Raw genomic sequence first — 21,178 nt, forward strand, 5'->3', positions numbered from 1 at the left:
GTTCAATGGAACAGATTATTCGCGCCGCACTCGATGAGCTGGAATCGCAGGAGTCGGTTCTGCTCACCTGGGGTAACACTCAGGGTTTTTTCAGCCAGACCGAGCTCAGCAACATTATCACTCGGGTATTACAAAACCACCCCCTCGACGCCAGCGGCCTTACCAGCTTTGGCGTAGCGAAAGTTATGATCGATCGCGGATTGTTGCTGCGCCACCAGCAGAACGGTGCCTCCGTGTTCCGTACCCGCATGGCGGAGTCAGTGCGGCTTTACAGCCAGTTGCGCCAGATGTTTCCCAAGCACGGCCGGGGTGATAACTGGCGTACCGCGCCGACACTGGTGTCCGACTATCGCTTCCTGCGCCGACAGCGCAAATACCCGCTACGCAACCTGCAGGCCGCTGAGGTTCTGCAGCAGCTTGATGAAACAGCCGGTTTTACCCCTACCCACCGCCAGCTACTGTCGGCACTGATCAGCCACTCGAGCGGAATGTACAACCTGGCGCGCTTTCAGCAGGATGCCTGTATAAACGTGCTGCGCGGCGTGCAGCAGAGCCAGCACCGTTCAACCGCCACCATTGTGTGCGCCGGGACCGGGACCGGTAAAACGCTGGCGTTCTATCTGCCTGCTTTGACCTTTATCGGCAGCGAACTGGTCGCCAAAAGAAAAGATGCGGTTAAGGCGCTGGCTATCTACCCGCGCAACGAACTGCTGAAGGACCAGTTTATCGAAACGCTGCGGCAGACGCGCAAACTGAACGGTGAACTGGTAGAAAAGGGCGTGCGCAAGGTGCGGATCGCCGCGCTATTCGGCATGGTGCCGCTGAATAAAGACGCGATTTATCGCGACTACATGAAAAGTGCCTGGAGCCGGCATCGCGACGGCATGGCCTGCCAGTATATTCCCTGCCCGACAGAGATCTGCCGCGGCAAAATGGTCTGGCGCACCGCCGATCTTGAAAACAGCATTGAGCGCCTGCGCTGCGACAACTGTAGCCAGACCATCGAGCCTGACGAAGTGATCCTGACGCGTAAGCGCATGAGGGTCGAACTGCCTGACATTCTGTTCACCAGCACCGAGATGCTGAATAAACATATGGGCAACCCATTTCTGGCATCACTGTTTGGCATAGGCAAAAATGTCGTCCCGCCGTCGATGATGTTGCTCGATGAAGTACACACCTATTCCGGCGTCAGTGGCGCACAGAACGGTATGCTGATCCGCCGCTGGCGGCATCTATCCGGCGCAACACCGCACTTTGTTGGGCTGTCCGCAACCCTGGAGCAAGCGACGCGCTTTATGGCTTCGTTAACCGGGCTGGAAGAGCGCCTTGTGGCGGAAGTCAGCCCGACTGAGGACGATATGGAGACGGAAGGCGCGGAGTATATGCTGGCGCTACGCGGCGACCCGGCTTCCCGCTCTAGCCTGCTGTCCACCACCATTCAGGCCTCCATGCTCACCAGACGTATGCTCGACAACGCCGCAGCGCCGGTCAGCAACGGCATGTACGGCACACGGAGCTTTGTTTTTACCGATGATATGGACGTCATTAACCGCCTCTACTTCCAACTGCTGGATGCCGAAGGCCGTTACTCAAACGGCAATATCAATGCTAATAAAGAACCGCTAGCGATGCTGCGCGGCGATGCGCCGAATGACGAAAAATTTACCTTTGGTCAGCAGTGGCCGCTGGCCAAAATGATCGGCCATACCCTAGACTCAGCTGACCGAAGCAATGTTAAGCGCACCTCTTCGCAGGATGCCGGCGTTGACCACGCTGCGGACCTGATTGTCGCTACCGCGTCACTGGAGGTCGGCTTTAACGACCCGGACGTCGGTGCCGTTATTCAGCATAAAGCGCCACGTGATAACGCCCAGTTTCTGCAGCGTAAAGGGCGCGCCGGGCGTCAGCGCGCCATGCGCCCGTGGACCGTAGTGGTGCTGTCCGACTACGGTCGCGACCGCATGGCATTTCAGTGCTACGAAAACCTATTTGAACCGGTGCTGAAAGCGCGCCAGTTGCCGGTCGGCAACAGCTACGTACTGCGTATGCAGGCGGCCTTCGCCACTATGGACTGGCTCTCCAGCCGCAATGAGTATCTCAATCAGTGGAATCGAGGTATCTGGGATGACCTGTCAGTTCCGCAGGACAAAGGTAAGCCATCTAAAGCTCAGTCAAAGCTGGCCGAGCTGATTGAAGACCTGCTGGACACCCAGAAAACTCAGCAGACATTTAACGCATGGCTAGCTGAAGCGCTGGGGATTAAGGACAATGACTTGTTGCAGTCCTTATTGTGGCAACCACCGCGCGCGATTATGACCGCGTTCCTGCCTACGGTACTGAGAAGGCTGCGATCCAACTGGTCCCGCCTTGGTGTTGAGCAGACCGATAACTGCCGCAAAAGCACGCCGATGCCGGACTTTATTCCGTCCGCGTTGTTTAACGATCTCTGCCTACCGGAGTTGCAGGTTAACCTGCCGGATGAAGCCGGTCAGGGGCCTGAAGCGCACAGCATGCCGATTTTGCAGGGGATGAAAGATTTCGCCCCGGGCCGCATCAGCAAGCGCTTTGCCTTCAAAAACATTCGCGAACGCCACTGGGTTGTGCCGGAAAACCTCGATCTGAAAGACGGCGCGCATCCCTTCCCTATTGACGACTACTGCCCGCCAGATAAACGCGAACCCATGCCGGATGGCTATATCACCATACGCGGCGGCATGCAGACTATCCCCTGCTTCCGCGCCTGGGAAGTGACGGCCAGCACGCCGCCGGATGACTTTAAACTGAGTGAAACCTCAAACGCGTTTCTAACCTGGCACACAGAGATCCGTCCTCCTCAGAGCGGCATCCCAGCGGACGTACCATCTAATAACGTCTGGCAGAACATTTTCCAGCAGGTTGAATTTTACACCCATCAGCAGCACTGCCCGATCGAAGCCGTGCGCTTCGCCACCGGCTCACGCGCCAATATTAAATTCAGCGACCAGCGCGAAGACCTGCAGATTGATTTCAAATTTGAACACCAGGGCGAACCCGTTGCGTTTGGCTTTTCGTTGTGGGTGGATGCGGTAAAATTCCAGTGTCGGCTACCCAATTTTGACCTCGCCAGCATCAGCAACAACCGTGAACTGATGGCTGGACTGCGCACGGCGCGCTTCCTGTATGAAGTCAGCCACGACGAGGCCATCAGCGTTAATCCTTTCCTCGGCGACTGGCTGGCAGAAACCGTTCTGGCAGGCATCGGCAGCGAAGCTGTATTGAAAAATTGCACGCTGGAGCAAGCGTTTCGCGCACTGCAACACAACAGCGCGGGGATTGCCCTGCTTGACGTTCCGGCACGCATCTTCCAGACGCTGTATGATGCGCAGACCGGCGCAGAGGTCGAGCAGGATCTACAGCAAAGTTTGCGTGAACTGCTGTCCCAGGCCCCTGTGATGGCAAAAATTGCCGACTGGGTGGAATTGCTGTGGCAACCGCTGGAGAACAGTTGGCTGGAGTGGCTCACCCTCAATTTCACCAACACGCTGGGCGCGGCGCTGCTGCAAACCGCCATGCAGTTGTGTCCGGACGCCGACGATAACGACCTAATCCTCGACCTCAACAGTGGGCCGGTGCGCACTATACTGCTGGCGCCAGATCAGCGCGAGATCTGGCTGTCTGAAACCACCGTCGGCGGCGGCGGTATTATCGAGAAGATCCAGCAGATTTACCGTGAAGATCCGCGCCGATTCTTCGAACTGCTGAACTTCAACCTCAGCCCCGGCAACTACGAAACGATGGACAATAACGTCTGGCACCTACTGCAAAACTTGGCAAGCCCGGCATCATCTCTGCCCGCGCATATGAACGAGATGCGCCTTGCCAGTAACCATGCCAGCCAGGTCCAGGCGCAGCGTAACCTGTTGGGCGAGCTACAGCGCAGCGGTTTTATGACCAGTCACAGCTTCCTGTCGGCGATCAACACCCGCCTGTTACGGCCGGGGACAGATGCCAGCAGTGACGCCTTTTTACTGCAACTGCACCAGGAGTGGCGACAGCAGGAGCAGCGGTTGGGTATTGAACTGCCGCAGCGCGTCTATGCCTTTACCCGTAGCCAGTCCAGCGCGCTCGACCAGCAACTGCGACGGGCCAGCCTGGGGCAGCACAACCTGGAGAGCTGGCGTTTCAATACATGCAATGGTCTGCTGTGGCCACGCGGTCATACCATCCGTGATAGCTGGCTGACCTGGTACAACCCTTACAGCTTTGCCGGGCCGACCGAGCGCCTGCTGCTGGCCCACGTGGTACAGCACCGCTGTGCTCAGGTGGTGCTCAGTCAGCCAGACTGGATGCAGCAGTGCCAACAGCATCTGGAGAATAACGGCAAATGCGAGTTGCTGGCCGAACAGGGCGATGCGCTGAATGAGGCCATCTCCACTCTGCTGGTCATCCCGGTGGAAATGTACGGGCTGTTCTTCTACCCGCGCGTCAGCGCCTTGCGCCGTCACAATAATGACACCTTCGCCATGATTGAAATTCCGGAGGCGATTCAATGAATACCCGTCGTATCTTTAAATCCAGAACCTCGCGTCAGAGTGAAGTTATGGATGTGCTCAGCTCCTTGCTGGTAGCTGAGATCGCCCAGCCCAGCGCGGAGCTATGGATTGTCTCGCCGTGGATCACCGACCTCGACTTGCTGGATAACCGTGCCGGCCGTTTCGACTACCTCGAACCTGCTTGGGGGCAGCGCCAGGTACAGACCTCAGAACTGCTGGCGCGCGCGGTCGCCAACGGCGGCACGCTGAAGGTGATGACCAACGAGACCCAGCATAACGCACGTTTTATCCGCCAGTTAACCGAACGCGTCGCCAACTACGGCATGCTGGATAACCTGTTCATCGGCCAGAAAGAGGTGCTGCATACCAAAGGGTTCCTCGGTGATCATTTCTTCCTAAGCGGATCGATGAACCTGACGATCGGCGGGATCGTGATCAACGACGAACAGATCAACCTGACCACAAACAAAACCGCCATCATGCAGGCGTTGCTGGCGTTTAACGACTTTTACCAACCGGTACAGGGAGGTGTGCAATGAACAACTCTGACAGCGAGCAGTTCCTGCGCACCTTTTTCCATAGGGAAAAAAATATTATCTCCTGGGAAAAAATCACGGGCGGCCTGCTGGAAGCGTCAACCTTACGGCGGCTGACCCCCTGGCTTGACGATGTCCGCAACGGACGTTTCCCGGTGATCCTGCCTCGCGTAGTGAAGGGCAGCAACGATAAAGTCACCTGGTATGCAGTGGCCGATGAGGAGCGGAACTATGCGGAACTGCGCGAGCTGATAGATGCGCACGTCGGCACCTCGTGGTCCGACTTTAACCGCCAGCGTACGATGCTGGATCCGAGCGACCCGGTGGAAAAAGCGCTGATCGACCACTATGGCGACAGCGTGTATAAATTCAGCTCGCTTTCGCAGTCAAGTATCCCGGAGATTTTCAACGGCATTGAGCGCCTGCGCCAGCAACTCGCCAGCCGCCCGAGCCGCCACCTCACTCTTCTGCGCCCGCGTGGCCGTATTCTGCGTGATATCCGCGCCGCTCTGCGCCGCCGTGATGTGCCGCAGACGCGTTTCTACCTGCAGGAACTGCGTGATGCAGGCGGCATCGGCCATATCAACGAGCTATTTATCGAACTGCGTTGCCTGGCGCAGGAAGGAGATGCCAAAAGCCTGCTCGACTCTACCGAGCTGCGCCAGGTACTGGATGTGCCGCATCCGCTGGTACTGGCCGAAGAAGTTATGGTGGTCTTGTATCAGCAACTGTTGCTTGAATATGAGCAGGATAACGACATTGCCGCGCAACGCCTGGCCTTCAGCAATTCGCTGGCGAAGAGCGTACCGCGCCTGTTTCAGGTCACCCAGGGCATTAACACGCCGGCGGCGGTTAAAAGTACCCTGCTGTGGCTGCTTTCTGACACTCAGAGCGATCCGGCCCGGCTGACGGAGCAGGCTCAGCAACTGGTTGCCGGCATGAAAGAAGCAACGGATGATGACCGCCTATGGGTCACCCAGTTGCTCGCAGCCCTTCCCGCCGTGACAGTGCCTGTCACAACAGCAGCTACCACAGACGATCTGATTGCTCGGGCCGACGAATATCCTGAAAGCGTGCTGGAAGAACTGGTGTTGCTGCCAGTCAGCGTACGCGGTGTAGCTATTGCTTTAAAATGTGCCTGGGCAGTGGGCAGCGCAGAAGCGGCAATGAAGGCCGTCGGCTACCTGCAACGGCTGGCACAACAGGAGCGTGACCTGCTGCTGGCAAAACCGACCTTCCAGCGTTACTACACAGCGCTACAGCTGCTGCTGCCTGCCACACGTACAAAACAGGATACAGCTGGGCTGGATAACTGGCAGGACTGGCTGCAGGAAGTGCTGAATAACCCGCAGTGGCCGGGCGCGATTGAGGCAGTAGAACAGGCCAGCCACCAATGGTCCGCCGCTGCTTTCCAGCCCGAGGCATTTGTTTCGCTGCTGGATAAAAGCAACAGCCGCGCCAGCATGGTGTTGCGCGATGCCATTCCGGTGCTGCTGGAGTGGCTGGATAACCATCAGACCAGTGCTTCATGGCAGTCCGTTCGGCTGGCGTTGCTGCAACAACTGGCGCTGGACGACAACAGCTCACGCGAAGATATCTTCACCGCCTGCGATTTGGCTCGTGGCTATTTAGCGGGCGATAGTAATGCGCATGACTATCGCGAGCTGATAGAAAACCTGCAGATGATAATCGAGAGTTCCGGGACGGCCAGCGCCAGCGCTTGGCTGGATATGCTGGAACTGTTCTTGATCCACCCTACTGCTGACCAACCTGCCAGGGAGCGATTATTCAATCTGGTACTCAGCATGTTTTACAGTAACCCAGCCCGCTATAGTGAGCTGCAGTGGAACCTGTTGGCTCAGTTTGCCGAAGAGAGCGGCCTTGCCTGTGAAGTTCCTCCGCAGATCGCAGAGGGCGGTGAAGAGAGAGCAGATGAGGTACGTGCAGGAGCAACACTGAATCACAAGGTGGTAGGCATTTATACATTGACCGAGTCGGTAGCGCAGCGCGTGAAACAACAACTACTTGCCGATTACCCTCAGGCTGATATTCGCCTCAACAACGATAAAGGCGGCTCGACCATGCTGCGTTCATTGGCTAAAGATGCAGATGTATTTGTCTTTGCCTGGCTAAGTTCTAAACACTCTGCTTATTACGCTATAAAAGAAGAGCGCGGGGAAAAGCCTTTCCTGCAACCTTCCGGCAAAGGCAGCACCAGCATGCTGGACTGCATTCGTAGTTATCTGAAAGAGTATTGGTAAAAAAATTTTAGGTGGCGTGAACACGCCACCAGTCACTTCAGTCGCGGGCTATTCACCGCGATAAGTACAACCCGCAGTGCAGGTTTCCTTAACGGTAATAGCGCTCAGGATAGGGAGTTGCGGTTTAACCTGATTCCATATCCATTCAGCCAGTACTTCGCTGGTTGGGTTCTCCAGACCAGGAATATCATTGAGATAGTAGTGATCGAGGCGATCCAGAGTGGTTTTAAAAATGGCTTTCAATTCTGCAAAATCGATAATCCATCCGGTGTGTTTGTCCACCTCACCAGTGATTTCGAGGCGAACAACAAAGGAGTGTCCATGGAGTCTTCCACATTTATGACCATCGGGGACATGTGGTAGATTGTGTGCTGCCTCAAATGTGAAATCTTTAAATAATGTAGTCTTCATAGTTCCCTCATCTATTTGTTATAAAATAACAAGGTGAAGGTTAATAGGAAAGATGTTTCATATAGTGCCGCACATTGCCCATTTAGGTCGTGCACACCTGCTAAAGCAGTGCTACACACTACCAGTGTCCACGATACGTCCGCCAATGCCTCAATTCATCAGTGTTGGGACATCTCTGTTTCCACGCGCTTACGTTCGGACGGCAGAAATTTGGCCGCTGTGCTGTTTGATTTACAGGAAAATGATCTGCCACGTTATCGCATGATTGTACGCCAGATCTAGCGCGTTTTCCCGACGCTGGGTAACTTCGTTCTTGAACCAGTTGCCGGGAAAGTTTTGCTATGCTGGAAAAGCAAATTCAGCGATAAGGTCTTCGGCTCGCATCTTACATCTGATGGTTCATTACGTCTGTTCTACCTGCTGACACTGTTAAGCCTGCCTGAAACTCGCCTGCCGGATATTTTGTTTTTCGATGAGTCTGAACTTGATCTGCATCCGAACGCCATTACACTTGTGTCGGAAATGATGAAACGCGTCCCCAAGAACCATCAGCTATTATCGCGAGGAAGTCGCCTTACATGTTGGACTGATTTGAACTGGAAAACATCATAGTCACCAGTGCCGAAGACGGCGCGACGACGCTGCACAATCTGCCGAGAGAACAGTACCAGCAATGGCTGGATGATGAATACCAGATTTCTGAGATCTGGCTGAATAAACCTGTGGGGGTCTCCTCATGATGCGCGAGTGCGTCGTCTGTGAAGGGCAGAGGGAAGTTAAGTTTATTCCAACCTGTGTGGCTCCGTATCTAAATGACGGGAGCTTTTATTTTTACCCAACAATATTACAAGCCCTCTCCGGAAATCATCGTGGCGGTCGGATCACCGTACAGCGTCTGGTCAATTTTATGCGACACCAGTACCATGAGACCGATCGTATTACGACGTTTGTCGATTATTAGGTTTCCATGACGCTGAGGGTCGTACAGCGTCGCAATTGGAAAACGCGGTTGTTGAAGGGTTGAGCATGGATGTAAATATTGAACGACGCTTTATTCTTTCTTATGTCCAGCTACATGAGTTCGAAGCGCTGCTATTTTCTGATGTGGGAAAGTTTGAGTACGTTCTGGACGGATGGAGTGACGATGTTCGGCATACTCTCGCAGCTATTCGTAACCAGTTCAACACGCCTGAAGATATTAACAATCATCCTACCATCGCGCCGTCTAAACGCATTCTTCGAACCTTCGCGCCTGGAACGTACAGTAAAACGGTCCATGGTCCGATAATTGCCGAGGAGATCGGTATCGACATCATCCGTCAACAGTGTCCGGGTTTTAACCTTTAGTTGGAAAAACTGGGGTTCTGGAAAGTACAAACCAGTTAAAGCGATAATTTCAGAAGAGTAATTTCTATATAATGAATATCTGAAAATAATGCCGAACTAATCTTCGTATTAATTACATATAATTTTAATGATTTTAATTCATTATTATTTGTTACCTTAAGATATTTACTTAACCGAGGTCTTGAAAAGCAAGAAATGATCTGTTTCAAACCCTCTGCGCCCAATTCAGGAAGCCTTTTATTGGCCAATTTGTGCTCCTTCTATATGCAATACCCTGTGTTGACTAAACAACTAGGAAAGGTTAATATCATTCTTGTAGACCCCCGGTGCGACCTCTGCGCAAGTATGCCCCCGGTGGCTTGTTTTTTCTAGATACTTGCCTGCTTCTATTCAACCTTCATTTCAATGTCAAATATTTTGATAGTTGGCTGTTCCGGGTTTTTCAACTCAGCTAAACCAGACAGCTTTCTTTTTTGATATTTTACTCAGATTCTATCAATTCGCCTGTTTAGATCCTTAGGTGTCATGTTTTATTTATATAAGTTCATGATGAAAGGCATTGCCTATGTCATCGGTCAGCCGTTTATTATGCTAATAAAATAAGTGGATCGATGCACTATTGTGATCGATAATGATGTCCATGAAGAATCATCCGGGAGAGGGCGCTGATGACCCGCATCGTGATCGATTTACCTGAAGAAGATCTCCGGCAATGGGATAATTTGGCCGCTATTCGCCATCTCTCCCGGGCAGAGTTAATCAGGCAAGCCTTGTCTGGCTATCTTGCAGATAATCGTGCCAGTAGTGATAATGATGCCTTTGGTCTATGGGCTAATAGCAACACTGACGGCATCCTCTATGAAAGTCAGGTCCGCAATCATGACTGGGAATGAGTGTTCGATGGGCTTCGTTTGACATCGCTACCAGTTTTAAAATGGCGCTGAAAAAGTCCTCGCAATCTGGTTTGACCAGTGCTAGATTCAGCGTAGAAACAGGTTGGCGTTACCCCTGCTTAACAAATTGGGGGCCTTTTTGGGGGCCTCGATTGAAAGGATTTCTAACTAACTTACTAAAATTAAATAATTATTTCGTTGTTCGAGTCCGGCCTTCGGCACCATCGTATGAAAATCAAGTCACCTCAGGGTGGCTTTTTTTATGTCCGTAATCGTCCAGAGACGCCTATATCTATCTATAAAATAACGATTTTTATTTCACGCTCCTTTCTGCGATTTTGTCTGTTTTATCCACAGTGGTCTTTTTTCGTCCATTGACATCCAAATGATTTGGGGGTCAAGATGAGGGTCAATTCACTTCGATTATGAGTTGACCCCCAATTATGGCGCTGACTGACATTGTTGCCCGTACCGCCAGGCCTCGCGAGAAAGCCTACAAACTCGCGGACGCGCACGGCCTGTATCTTTTGGTGAGTCCTAACGGCTCTAAGCGCTGGTATCTCAAATACCGCTTTGCAGGTAAGGAAAGCCGGATTGCGTTCGGTGCCTATCCGCTGACCTCGCTGGCGAAGGCCAGAGAGAAGCGTGACGAGGTGCGATTGCTGCTGTTGGAGGGCATCCACCCAACGGAAAAGCGTGAAGAAGAGAAAGAGCAGGCGCAAGAGGCGTTGAATACCTTTGCGAAGGTCGCGCAAGACTGGCATCGAAACATTAGTCAAAACCGATGGTCGGAAACGCACGCCGGACGAGTATGGCGCGATATGGAACGTAATATTCTGCCTGCTATTGGGCATCGCCATATCGCCGACCTGAAAACCAAAGACCTGCTTGAACCGCTTAAAACCGTGGAACAAAACGGCCATCTTGATTTAGCATCGCGGCTGCGCCAGCGCGTCACCGATATCATGCGTTACGCGGTGCAGAACGATCTGATAGAGCGCAACCCTGCGCAAGATCTCTCCGGGGCGATAGCCTCCCCAAAAGCCACCCACCGGCCTGCGTTGAAGCTGAACAAACTGCCGGATTTTCTGGCAAGGATTGAACGCCACAAAGGGCGGGCGTTAACCAGACTGGCGTTAAAACTTACTCTGTACGTTTTCATCCGCTCCAGTGAGCTACGTTTTGCCCGCTGGCCGGAAATCGATTTTAAACGCGCCATATGGACGATACCGGCTGAACGCGAAGCCATCCCCGGCGTGAAGCACTCACAGCGTGGCGCAAAGATGCGCTCTGAACATCTGGTGCCGTTATCCCAACAGGCTTTGGCGCTGCTGGAAGAGATTAAGGCCATCAGCGGCGCTCATGAACTGATCTTCCCCGGCGATCACCGGCCAACCAAACCGATGAGTGAAAACACCGTCAACAATGCATTGCGGGTAATGGGCTACGACACCACCACCGAAGTATGTGGACACGGTTTCCGCACGATGGCCTGTAGCGCACTAGTTGAGTCCGGCCAGTGGTCACGGGATGAGGTAGAGCGGCAAATGAGCTATCAGGAACGTAATGGCGTTCGTGCTGCTTACATCCACAAGGCGGAACATCTGGATGAGCGCAGGCTGATGCTGCAATGGTGGGCGGGTTATCTGGATGCCAATCGGGATGAGTATGTGGTGCCGTATGAGTTTAAAAGAATATAGTGAAGGAGTATTCAATGTTAAAGGACTTACATTTTCGTTTCACAGGATTTCATGGTAGCCGAGGTAGATGCCATATAAGACTGATAAGAGCGGCTCGTGATAAACCTCTAGTTATTGTTTGTAGTCAATATATTAATTATTACGGTACATCTGTAACAAATGCAGTTGAAACCATAGCGAAAAAATTATTTTATGATATCGCTAATAAACACATTGAGGGAGATGATATATGTTCCCATCTATGTATTCATAGATGGTGGGACAGCGATGCTAATTTATTTGATAAATTACTTTCTTTCATTTCCCCACGGAAATATAAGTCTAGATTTTCTTCGCTACGAATTGATTTAGTAGAGTCTTTTTCCAAAATAGTATGGGTGGAAAATTACCCTGAAACATTCTCAGTATATAGTGGAAGAAAACACTTGGCTATTGTAAAAATGAGTAATAATGGATATCCCAATTGGTTTGGGATTAATGATAATTTATTTTTTAAAGAAACTGGATTTACTATCTCTGAAGTTTTGCCTGATGATGCTGAATTAGATTTAAATAAGGTAGAATTGAAGATAGACTACGCTAAATATGATGTTGATGAACTGGGTAATTGGCAAGGTTATAGTATCCGTCGTTGGACCAAAAAAATTGTTGAACAACTACCTGAAAGACTATCAGCGTTTCGGTATGAACATTCTATAGATAATGAAGAGGATATTAGTGAACTATCTATACAAGATCAAATTAGTAAGTTTTTTTGTGTAGAATTGCCAGCGCCAGAATTATTTGAAAGAGAGTTTAAATTCTCCAAGATTTTAGGCATCAACGTTAAGGGGAAAGAAAAATCGACTGATTTTGTTATTTATAAACCAAATAGGGAGATAGATTCTCTTTTGGAAGTTAAGCGGACTTCATTTTACAATAATAACCTTGTGAATGAGATAAAAAAAGATATTGCTAGGCTTATTCTTTTGTCTGACAAACTACATTGCTATTGTTATTTTTTATTATATGGTAATATTGATTTATTGAAAAAAGAACTTTTAAAGCTTGATAAATATTTATCTTTAAATGACGAAATCTCTTTTATGAAAAAGGAATTTTTAATTAATGGCGGGGATTTTAAATCTGAATATGATGAACTTATTAAATTCAGGAATATAAATAAAGGGCATACTATTCTGCAAGGGAAAAAATTCAATCAAAAAAATGGAGTATTTCTTTGGCAGGTTACTGTTAATAAAGAGATGTTAACATTGCATAGAGGTTATGAATTTATATTGTGGAACTACAAATAAATTATTTATTTTTATTAGAAGGATATTTTAATTTTTGAGAGTATTTCATACCGCGCCAGCCCCTTTTTGGGGAGGGGCTGGCGCTCATTTTTCTTATGTGGATGATTTTCCCTGCGACTCATAATATCCAAGTATCATTTCTGCCAGATCGTCTTCCACCGTATAGAAATAGCAGGCCGGGACGTTTAGCACCGATGCTAAACGTGATCTTACCCACGAATAGTGGACACGCTGTTAAGCGAGTAAAATCGTTAACAAGGTGAACCATGACGCAAGCAAAATCTGTGAAGAAGACATCCCGTAATCAATATACCCCGGAGTTTCGCCAGCAGGCGCTGGCGCTGGCTGATCGCATCGGCGTGGCCAAAGCCGCCCGGGAGCTCGGCCTGCACGACTCTCAACTCTACGCCTGGCGCAGTAAACAACGTCAGCAGGGCTCCACCTCTGAGCGTGAGCAGCAACAGGCAACAGAAATCGCCCGCCTCAAGCGTCAACTGGCCGAGCGGGATGAGGAGTTGGCCATTCTCCAAAAGGCGGCCACGTACTTCGCCAGACGCCTGAAGTGAAGTACGGTTTTATACACCAACATCAGGCGGCATTCTCAGTGAAAAGCCTGGCCCGGGTGTTGCGTGTCTCGCGCAGCGGCTGGTATGCGTGGCTGAAGCGCCGGCAATCCCCTTCGCCGCGGCAGATGCGCCGCCAGCAGTGTGATGAGTGGGTGGCGCAAGTTTTTATACAGGCAAAACAGCGCTATGGCGCGCCCCGTCTGACGCAGGAGTTGCGTGAAGCCGGCCATGGCTGGAACCGTAAAACGGTGGCGGACAGTCTGCGACGTCAGGGATTACGGGCCAGAGCGGCGCGCAAATTCAAAGCCACGACAAACAGCCGGCATAACCTGCCGGTGGCGCCGAACCTGTTGCAACAGGACTTCAGTGCCACGGGGCCGGACCAGAAGTACGTTGGGGATATCACCTACCTGTGGACAGAGGAAGGCTGGCTGTATCTGGTGGTGGTTATCGACCTGTATTCGCGTCGGGTGGTGGGTTGGTCGATGTCGGAACGAATGACAGCGGAGCTGGCGTGCAATACGCTGAAAATGGCGCTGTGGCGGCTAAAGATGCCGCGAGGCGTGATAGTTCACTCTGACAGAGGGAGCCAGTATTGTTCCTATGATTATCAGGGTGTTATCAAAGACAATGGACTGATATGCAGTATGAGCGCGAAGGGCTGTTGCTACGATAACGCCTGTGCGGAAAGCGTCTTCCACAGCCTGAAAGTGGAGCTAATCCACGGTGAGAGATTCAACACGCGGGAGGAGATGAAATCGGCGGTATTTGAGTATATCGAGATAGACTACAATCGGCACCGACGGCATAGTGCCAACGGCGGGCTAAGCCCGGTGCAATTTGAGGAAAGAAATCTCGCTTAAGGCAGTGTCCACCGTTGCTGGGCAAGATCAGGTTCGTACAGCCCAACCTGAAGCAAAACTGATGGTGACGGCATGGTATTACCCCGAACGGCTCAAAATATTGGCGATGACGTTGTTCGGGAATTACCCTGAAGTATCGCTGACGGAGCGCCAGAGCACGACGAGAAAAATAGCACTACACCAGCTGGAAAAACACAAAAATAATGAATATCAGAACGAACCTAACAAACGCTTTTTTATCAATCGGATGTTAGCCCAAATCGCATTTATTTCCTGAAATTCGCCTGCGTAAAATGATGTGATGAATATCTCAATTTCAGTTTTCTGGCTGGACAGAAGGATTAATGGCGTGCTAGTAATTTAATCAAGCAAGAGAACGGATTTAAATTAAACAGAATTTAAGCCCCTCTCAGAATGCTAAAAAATTTATTTGATAATGATTTGGATTCCTGAACCATTATCATAAGGGTACGTGAATAGAAAGCCCTCAGAGACGCGAGTCTCTGAGGGCTTTTTTTGTTTTTTCTATCTAAGGAGTAAAAAATGTCTAAAGAACGTCGTCTCTCCAGGATTTTCGCAAAAGATGGTAAATCCGTTACGTTAGCGCTGGATGGCTACTATTTTTCGACGAAAACAAATGGTATTGATAATACGATAAACCAGCTTCCTGCTCTGGTTGAACGAGGCCTGGATTGTGCTCTGGTTACCTATGGCATGTTGAAAAATTTCCGTGAATCATTAAATAGCGTTCCCGTCGTATTACGCGTCGATAGCACGGTCAGTATTTTTGATAATACGGTTCCCGATACTACTCCCGTTTTTTCCGTCGAAGATGCGCTGAAAGTGGCTGCTGAAGGCGTGGTCTGCATGACTTTCCCCGGCGCATTCAACGAAGAGAAAACGCACATCATGGCGATGCAACTGGCGCAGGCGACTGACCGCTGGAATGTACCGCTGATTGTCGAGTCTCTCCCGTACGGTTATCCCGTTACCAGCGATGACTCAAACAACCCGGCCATTATCGCCGCATCGGCCAGAGCGGCCGTAGAACTGGGCGCTGACGTTATTAAAACACGTTTTACCGGTACCGCAGATGATCAGCTGATCGTTGAAGCGGCCAGGGTGCCGGTTCTTGCGCTCGGCGGGCCAAAAACCGGTATCGACGGTTACTTTAAGTTTGTCCAACACTGCATGCAGGTCGGCGCAAAAGGGGTGGCGGTGGGTCGCAACATTACGCAGGATCCACAGCCAGAAAAAGTGGTAGCAGGTCTGAATGCCATCATCCATGAAAACGCTACAGCGGAAGATGCATACAGCCTCTATGTGGCTAAATAACATCGGATATTAATATGTTTTTAAATAACGCCATCATTCCTTCAGTCAGAAAATATAAACACTTTGAGCAGGCATTATCTTGCCCATCGGAATATGTTCTGTTGTCCGAAGCTAATATCGGCAACCTGCAGTCTCTGATTGGTAAATGCCATCAAAGCGGCAAGAAGGTATTGGTCCATCTGGAATTACTCGGTGGGTTTAAGCCGGACCAGGCGGGAATCAATTTGCTGAAAAGCTATTACAAGGTTGATGGTGTTATTTCTTCCAATCTCTCGGCCCTACGATATGCCAAAAAAGAGGGATTGTTGACAATTTTTCGGGTTTTACTTATCGATTCTCGCTCACTGGACCAGTCAATCGATATTGTTAAACATAACCCACCGGACGCAATAGAAATCTTACCTGCTGAATATGCCTGCCAGTGTCTGGAATTGATTAGCCGAAATTTAAAAGGCTTTGACGTGATATTCATCGCCGGAGGCTTTGTTAAGCGGAAATACCTTGTAGAAAAAATATTCCATGCCGGATTTAAAGGGATCACCACCAGCGAACCCGGCTTATGGTAACAAATAAGGAGTCCACGGTAATGAAAGATGAATTCGTAATGGGCATCGACAATGGCGGAACCGTCACCAAGGCGGCAATCTACGATCGCGACGGTCACGTGGTCGCCATCGCGTCGAAATCCACGCAGATGCTAACACCCAGGGAATACCAAACCGAACGCGATATTAACGAACTGTGGGCGGCAAACGTCGAGGTGATCAAAAAGGCGATTGAGCAGTCGGGGATCGACGCCAGCCAGATTAAAGGCATTGCCGTTACTGGCCACGGTAACGGGCTGTATCTGGTCGATGAGGTCGGCAATCCCGTGCGTAACGGCATTATCTCTACCGACAGCCGGGCAAAAGAGTACGTGGAGAAGTGGCAAAACTCGCCGGAGTTTCTTTCCGACATTCTGCCGAAAACCATGCAGTCCATCTGGGCCGGACAACCTATCGCCCTGCTGGCATGGCTGAAGGACAACGAACCCGAAACGCTGCAAAAAGCGCGCTACATTTTTATGGTGAAAGACCTGATCCGTTTCTACCTGACTGGCGAGGCTTTCCTCGAACTTACCGATATTTCGGGAACTAACCTGATCAACGTACGCGATCGCGATTACGACGACGCGCTGCTGGCATGGTGGGGTCTCGCCGATCTGCGTGACAAGTTACCGCCCATCAAGCTTTCCACTGATTGCTGCGGCAAGGTAACCGGCGAAGTGGCTCGTCAGACTGGGTTACGCGCCGGAACGCCGGTTTCTGGCGGTGTGTTTGATATCTCGGCGTCGTCAATCGCTTCCGGCATCAACAGCCTCGACAAGCTAGCGGTCATCACCGGCACCTGGAGCATCAACGAGTACGTCACCGACCATCCGGTTATCGACAAAGATCTGTTTATGACCTCAATCTACCCGATTGACGGCAAATGGCTGATCACCGAGGCCAGTCCGACCTCCGCCAGTAACCTGGAGTGGTTTATTAATAACTTTATGGAGAGCAACCGGGAGGCCGCCGCTACGCAGGGCTCATCCGTGTATGATCTGTGCAATACGCTGATCTCCTCCACCACGCCTGATGAAAGCCATCTGCTGTTCTTCCCGTTCGTGTTTGGTTCCAACACGATTCCCGATGCGTCGGCGGGCTTTATTGGCGTAAACAGTTTCCATAAAAAAGCGCATTTCCTGCGGGCGATTTACGAAGGCGTGGCCTTCAGCCACCTCTATCACACCGAGCGTTTACGCAATATCAACCCGAATTTAAGCAGCACCATTCGTATCGCGGGCGGGGTCACCAACTCTCCGGTCTGGCTGCAGGTGTTTGCCGATATCTTCCAGTCCACGCTGGAGATTGTCGACGTCAAAGAGCACGGCACACTGGGAACCGCGATGACCGCCGCAGTGATGGTCGGCTGGTTTGACGATGTATTCGCCGCCTCGAATGAAATGGTGCACGTCTCGCGCACCGTGACCCCGAATCCGGCCAATCACCAGGTGTATCAGGACAAATACCAGCTCTACAAAAACCTGTTATCTGAAATGCAGTCTCCGTGGAAAAGCTGCAGCAACTACATCACGCATTAAGTGAGGAAAAAATGGATCTGAATTTAAAAAACCGTACGGCCATTGTTACCGGCGGCGCGACAGGACTGGGCAAAGAGTTTGTCCTTTCGCTGGCGAAAGAAGGGGTCAACGTCTGTTTCACGTATATGCATGACGAAGAGTGCCCGGAGCAGTTGGTTGAAACGGTGAAGTCCGCGGCTGACGTCGAGGTCATCGCGGTGAAAACCGATCTTTCCGATGAACGGAGCCGGGAGAATCTGTTCGCAACCTGTATCGAAAGGCTGGGGAAAGCCGACATTCTGGTGAACAACGCCGGGATCTGGCTGAGCGGCTACGTCACCGAGATTACTCCGCAAGACTGGGATCGGGTAATGAACGTGAACCTGAAAGCGGTCTTCCACTTAAGCCAGCTGTTTGTGAACCACTGCCTGCAGAAAGATCAGGCGGGCAGCATTCTGAACATTACGTCGCAGGCGGCATTCCACGGCTCCACGACCGGTCATGCGCACTATGCGGCAAGCAAAGCGGGCCTGGTGGCGTTTTCTATCTCGCTGGCACGGGAAGTCGCCAAACAGAAAATCAATGTCAACAACATCGCCGTCGGGATTATGGATACCGCGATGATCCGTAAAAACATTGAACAGAATCCTGACTATTACGTTAGCCGCATTCCGGTGGGTCGGATGGCCCAGCCTCATGAAATTGCCGACATCGGGGTCTTCATGGTTTCTCCTAAAACCAGCTATATGACGGGAGCGACTCTGGATGTCACCGGCGGTATGTTGATGCGTTAATCTATGGAGAATCACTATGAAATGTCTGGCGATTGCCGATCTTTTTATCAATGCAGCGATGATGGACGCAGGCCTGAAGGCGCTCAGAGATAAAGGTATCGAGGTTGAAGTTCGCGAATGGTCACACCAATCTATCGAAAAGCTGCAGGAGGATAATCTGCGGGTTGAGCAGGAAGGCGCGGAGGCCGTTGCGTTACCCGACTCCCTGCTCCAGGGCGCCGACGACGTTGAGATACTGATCACCCAGTTCGCGCCGGTTAACACGGAGGTACTGGATAAGCTGCCGAAGTTAAAATACGTTGGCGTGCTGCGCGGCGGCGTGGAAAACGTCAATCAGGAGGTGGCGAAAGCGCGCGGTATTGAGGTGATGAACACGCCAGGGCGTAATGCCCGCAGCGTTGCGGAATTTACCGTCGGGATGGTCCTTGCGGAAATGCGCAATATCGCCCGCTCGCATGACGCGCTACGCGACAAATACTGGCGCAAGGATAGCCCTAACCATCAGGCTATTCCGGAGCTGGGCGATAAAGTGGTCGGTCTGGTAGGGCTGGGGCATATTGCACAGCTGGTTGCTGGTTTTCTCAGCGGCTTTGGCGCCGAGATTATCTTTTACGATAAATACGTCTCCAGTCATGAGCGCTATGAAAAAGTCGACTCGCTGGACGAGCTGGTACAGCGTGCCGATGTTGTATCGCTGCATGCTCGTTTGACGCCGGAAACCGAAAACCTGATCAACGCGCATCATTTTGAGCTAATGAAAGACAGCGCCATTATTGTGAACACGGCACGCTCCGGGTTAATCAATGAAGGCGATCTGATTGCGGCGCTGCAAGCCGGAAAAATCATGGGCGCCGCATTGGATACTTTTGACGATGAACCGCTGCCTGATGATAGCGCTTTTTATACGCTGAATAACGTCACCATTACGCCGCACATCGCGGGGAGTACTATTGACGCCTTCAGTAATTCACCCAAACTATTTTCTGAGATCCTACTTAAGAAACTCAGTTAAATATTAAAAAGAGCCATTAAAGGTTTTTATACGGCCCATTGGGCACGGGTTCGCTCGTGCCCAATTCGCCCTCCTTTTTAAGGAATTATTATGGATATTATCAACAGCATTATTAGTCTGGGGGCATCAGTAATGATGCCAGTAATATTCTTTATTATCGCACTTTGCTTTGGGGTAAAAATCGGAACGGCATTTAAAGCCGGAATGCTGGTCGGTATCGGTTTTGAAGGGGTCGGTCTGGTGATTGGTCTGCTGCTGACCAACCTCGGCCCGGCATCACAGGCAATGGTAGAGCGCATCGGCCTGCAACTGACGGTGGTTGATACCGGATGGCCCACCGCTTCCACTATCGGCTGGGGCTCGCCGCTAATGCTGCCGGTGGTGGTCGGTTTTATCGTCATCAACCTCGCCATGCTGTTGCTCAAATTAACCAAAACGGTGAATATCGATATTTTTAACTACTGGATATTCCTGATTATGGGTTCGGTGGTGTACGCCGGAACCGGGAATTATTGGCTTTCTGTTGGGATCACCTTCGGCATATTTGTCTTAACCTTGCTGGCAGCGGATTTAACCGCTCCCTATTTACAAAAAAATTATAATCTTAAAGGGATCTCATTCCCTCATCTTACCTGTATAACCTACGTGCCGTTTGGTATTGCCTGTAATTACATTATTGATAAGATCCCGCTGATCAATAAAATTAATTTCGACCCGGAAAGTATTAATAAAAAGTTCGGCGTATTTGGTGAACCGCTGACGTTAGGTTTTGTGCTGGGACTGCTGCTGGCGTTCCTTGCCGGATACGACGTTTCGGCTGCGGTTTCACTGGCGATTAAGGTCTCCGCCGCCATGCTGCTGCTGCCGAAAATGATCGAGATTCTGGTGCAGGGACTGCTGATCGTCCGCGATGCCGCCGAAGCGAAACTGAAAGCCAAATTCCCCGGTCGCGATTTCTACATCGGTATGGATACGGCGTTATTGATTGGTGAGCCTTCCGTACTGGCAACCGGGCTGCTGTTAATCCCGATGGCGGTGGTGCTGTCCATTATTTTACCGGGTAACCGCGTGCTGCCGTTTGTCGATCTGGCCTCACTCATGTTCCTGCTGGCGATGGTGACACCATTCTGTAAGCGAAATATGTTCCGCATGTTCATTACCGGCACGCTGGTAGTCACCTGTATTTTGTACGTCGGGACGGATATTTCGAAGGAGTACACCCAAGCGGCGGTAAATTCCAATATTCCAGTGCCGGAAGGGATGTCTGAAATTACCAATATCGTTGGAGGAGCCACCACGCCGGTGGGCTGGCTGGCGGTGAAATTCGGTGAGTTTTTTAGCTCCGCACCTTAAGGATATTTACCCGTTAACACTCCGCCCGGGGCCTGGCAGGCCCCGGGCAGGTTATCAATGCGCCGAAATCGAATGCGGACACCACTGTGTGTCTGTACGTTTAGCATATGACGATTAAGTCCCGCCACGTCCGTATTTCTCCATGGCACAGCAAGGATGCTGTAATTGCCCGA

The 21,178-nt window shown here is 51.1% G+C and carries 17 protein-coding genes; 16 read left to right on the forward strand and 1 reads right to left on the reverse strand.

What is annotated here, in order from left to right:
• Positions 1-5 precede the first annotated feature (5 nt).
• The 3 genes from dpdJ to dpdD are packed head-to-tail and all read left to right on the forward strand — an operon-like array spanning position 6 to position 7,332.
• Positions 6-4,535: a protein DpdJ gene (dpdJ, locus tag EH206_RS20385; protein WP_009114669.1), complete on the forward strand. Its 4,530-nt coding sequence runs from the start codon at positions 6-8 to the stop codon at positions 4,533-4,535.
• Positions 4,532-5,074, forward strand: a complete 543-nt coding sequence (gene dpdK, locus EH206_RS20390; protein ID WP_009114670.1) for a phospholipase D-like domain-containing protein DpdK — start codon at positions 4,532-4,534, stop codon at positions 5,072-5,074. Before dpdJ ends, dpdK begins: the two co-directional genes overlap by 4 nt.
• Positions 5,071-7,332, forward strand: a complete 2,262-nt coding sequence (gene dpdD, locus EH206_RS20395) for a protein DpdD (protein ID WP_009114671.1) — start codon at positions 5,071-5,073, stop codon at positions 7,330-7,332. The genes dpdK and dpdD overlap by 4 nt, the downstream gene beginning before the upstream one ends.
• A 48-nt stretch (positions 7,333-7,380) precedes the next feature.
• Here the strand turns inward: dpdD and queD are convergent, their stop codons facing one another.
• Positions 7,381-7,743 (reverse strand): 6-carboxytetrahydropterin synthase QueD, encoded by a 363-nt coding sequence (gene queD / locus EH206_RS20400; protein ID WP_009114672.1) that lies wholly within the window; start codon positions 7,741-7,743, stop codon positions 7,381-7,383.
• Positions 7,744-8,079: 336 nt separating this feature from the next.
• Here queD and EH206_RS23700 point away from each other — a divergent pair, with 336 nt between their 5' ends.
• The 13 genes from EH206_RS23700 (at position 8,080) to EH206_RS20470 (ending at position 21,005) form a co-directional block, all read left to right on the forward strand.
• Positions 8,080-8,355, forward strand: a complete 276-nt coding sequence (locus EH206_RS23700; protein ID WP_071778496.1) for an AAA family ATPase — start codon at positions 8,080-8,082, stop codon at positions 8,353-8,355.
• A 414-nt stretch (positions 8,356-8,769) separates the two neighbouring features.
• Positions 8,770-9,090, forward strand: a complete 321-nt coding sequence (locus EH206_RS20410) for a DUF4276 family protein (RefSeq protein WP_050815627.1) — start codon at positions 8,770-8,772, stop codon at positions 9,088-9,090.
• Between the two features lie 668 nt (positions 9,091-9,758).
• On the forward strand, positions 9,759-9,983 hold the full coding sequence (locus EH206_RS20415; protein ID WP_009114673.1) for a CopG family ribbon-helix-helix protein: 225 nt from the start codon (positions 9,759-9,761) through the stop codon (positions 9,981-9,983).
• A gap of 443 nt (positions 9,984-10,426) precedes the next feature.
• Positions 10,427-11,683: a tyrosine-type recombinase/integrase gene (locus EH206_RS20420; protein WP_009114674.1), complete on the forward strand. Its 1,257-nt coding sequence runs from the start codon at positions 10,427-10,429 to the stop codon at positions 11,681-11,683.
• Positions 11,684-11,697: 14 nt separating this feature from the next.
• Positions 11,698-12,978 (forward strand): hypothetical protein, encoded by a 1,281-nt coding sequence (locus EH206_RS20425; protein ID WP_009114675.1) that lies wholly within the window; start codon positions 11,698-11,700, stop codon positions 12,976-12,978.
• A 266-nt stretch (positions 12,979-13,244) separates the two neighbouring features.
• Positions 13,245-14,407, forward strand: a protein-coding gene (locus EH206_RS20435; protein WP_136163966.1) for an IS3 family transposase whose coding sequence is annotated in 2 segments (ribosomal slippage) — positions 13,245-13,503 and positions 13,503-14,407 — 1,164 coding nt in all. Because the reading frame shifts where the segments join, the coding sequence is not laid out codon by codon here.
• A gap of 4 nt (positions 14,408-14,411) precedes the next feature.
• Entirely contained in the window at positions 14,412-14,684 is a 273-nt protein-coding gene (locus tag EH206_RS20440; protein WP_136163967.1) for a hypothetical protein, read from the forward strand.
• 266 nt (positions 14,685-14,950) lie between these two features.
• Positions 14,951-15,742: a class I fructose-bisphosphate aldolase gene (locus EH206_RS20445; RefSeq protein ID WP_009114679.1), complete on the forward strand. Its 792-nt coding sequence runs from the start codon at positions 14,951-14,953 to the stop codon at positions 15,740-15,742.
• Between the two features lie 14 nt (positions 15,743-15,756).
• The gene (locus EH206_RS20450; protein ID WP_009114680.1) at positions 15,757-16,308 is read left to right on the forward strand and encodes a glycerol-3-phosphate responsive antiterminator; all 552 of its coding nucleotides are present in this window, start codon (positions 15,757-15,759) and stop codon (positions 16,306-16,308) included.
• A gap of 20 nt (positions 16,309-16,328) precedes the next feature.
• Positions 16,329-17,867 carry an FGGY-family carbohydrate kinase gene (locus EH206_RS20455; RefSeq protein ID WP_009114681.1) on the forward strand — a complete coding sequence of 513 codons (1,539 nt, stop codon included), beginning with the start codon at positions 16,329-16,331 and terminating at the stop codon, positions 17,865-17,867.
• A gap of 11 nt (positions 17,868-17,878) precedes the next feature.
• Positions 17,879-18,640, forward strand: coding sequence for an SDR family NAD(P)-dependent oxidoreductase (locus tag EH206_RS20460; RefSeq protein ID WP_009114682.1), 762 nt, complete (start codon positions 17,879-17,881; stop codon positions 18,638-18,640).
• A 16-nt stretch (positions 18,641-18,656) separates the two neighbouring features.
• Positions 18,657-19,652, forward strand: coding sequence for a 2-hydroxyacid dehydrogenase (locus EH206_RS20465; protein WP_009114683.1), 996 nt, complete (start codon positions 18,657-18,659; stop codon positions 19,650-19,652).
• A 90-nt stretch (positions 19,653-19,742) separates the two neighbouring features.
• Positions 19,743-21,005, forward strand: a complete 1,263-nt coding sequence (locus tag EH206_RS20470; RefSeq protein ID WP_009114684.1) for a PTS galactitol transporter subunit IIC — start codon at positions 19,743-19,745, stop codon at positions 21,003-21,005.
• Positions 21,006-21,178: the final 173 nt, after the last annotated feature.

The organism is Brenneria nigrifluens DSM 30175 = ATCC 13028 (genome assembly GCF_005484965.1).
Lineage (GTDB): Bacteria > Pseudomonadota > Gammaproteobacteria > Enterobacterales > Enterobacteriaceae > Brenneria > Brenneria nigrifluens.

Coding starts and splice junctions, on each gene's coding strand:
- dpdJ (WP_009114669.1), top strand. CDS start 6: ATGGAACAGATTATTCGCGCCGCACTCGATGAGCTGGAATCGCAGGAG.
- dpdK (WP_009114670.1), top strand. CDS start 4,532: ATGAATACCCGTCGTATCTTTAAATCCAGAACCTCGCGTCAGAGTGAA.
- dpdD (WP_009114671.1), top strand. CDS start 5,071: ATGAACAACTCTGACAGCGAGCAGTTCCTGCGCACCTTTTTCCATAGG.
- queD (WP_009114672.1), bottom strand. CDS start 7,743: ATGAAGACTACATTATTTAAAGATTTCACATTTGAGGCAGCACACAAT.
- EH206_RS20410 (WP_050815627.1), top strand. CDS start 8,770: ATGGATGTAAATATTGAACGACGCTTTATTCTTTCTTATGTCCAGCTA.
- EH206_RS20415 (WP_009114673.1), top strand. CDS start 9,759: ATGACCCGCATCGTGATCGATTTACCTGAAGAAGATCTCCGGCAATGG.
- EH206_RS20420 (WP_009114674.1), top strand. CDS start 10,427: ATGGCGCTGACTGACATTGTTGCCCGTACCGCCAGGCCTCGCGAGAAA.
- EH206_RS20425 (WP_009114675.1), top strand. CDS start 11,698: ATGTTAAAGGACTTACATTTTCGTTTCACAGGATTTCATGGTAGCCGA.
- EH206_RS20445 (WP_009114679.1), top strand. CDS start 14,951: ATGTCTAAAGAACGTCGTCTCTCCAGGATTTTCGCAAAAGATGGTAAA.
- EH206_RS20450 (WP_009114680.1), top strand. CDS start 15,757: ATGTTTTTAAATAACGCCATCATTCCTTCAGTCAGAAAATATAAACAC.
- EH206_RS20455 (WP_009114681.1), top strand. CDS start 16,329: ATGAAAGATGAATTCGTAATGGGCATCGACAATGGCGGAACCGTCACC.
- EH206_RS20460 (WP_009114682.1), top strand. CDS start 17,879: ATGGATCTGAATTTAAAAAACCGTACGGCCATTGTTACCGGCGGCGCG.
- EH206_RS20465 (WP_009114683.1), top strand. CDS start 18,657: ATGAAATGTCTGGCGATTGCCGATCTTTTTATCAATGCAGCGATGATG.
- EH206_RS20470 (WP_009114684.1), top strand. CDS start 19,743: ATGGATATTATCAACAGCATTATTAGTCTGGGGGCATCAGTAATGATG.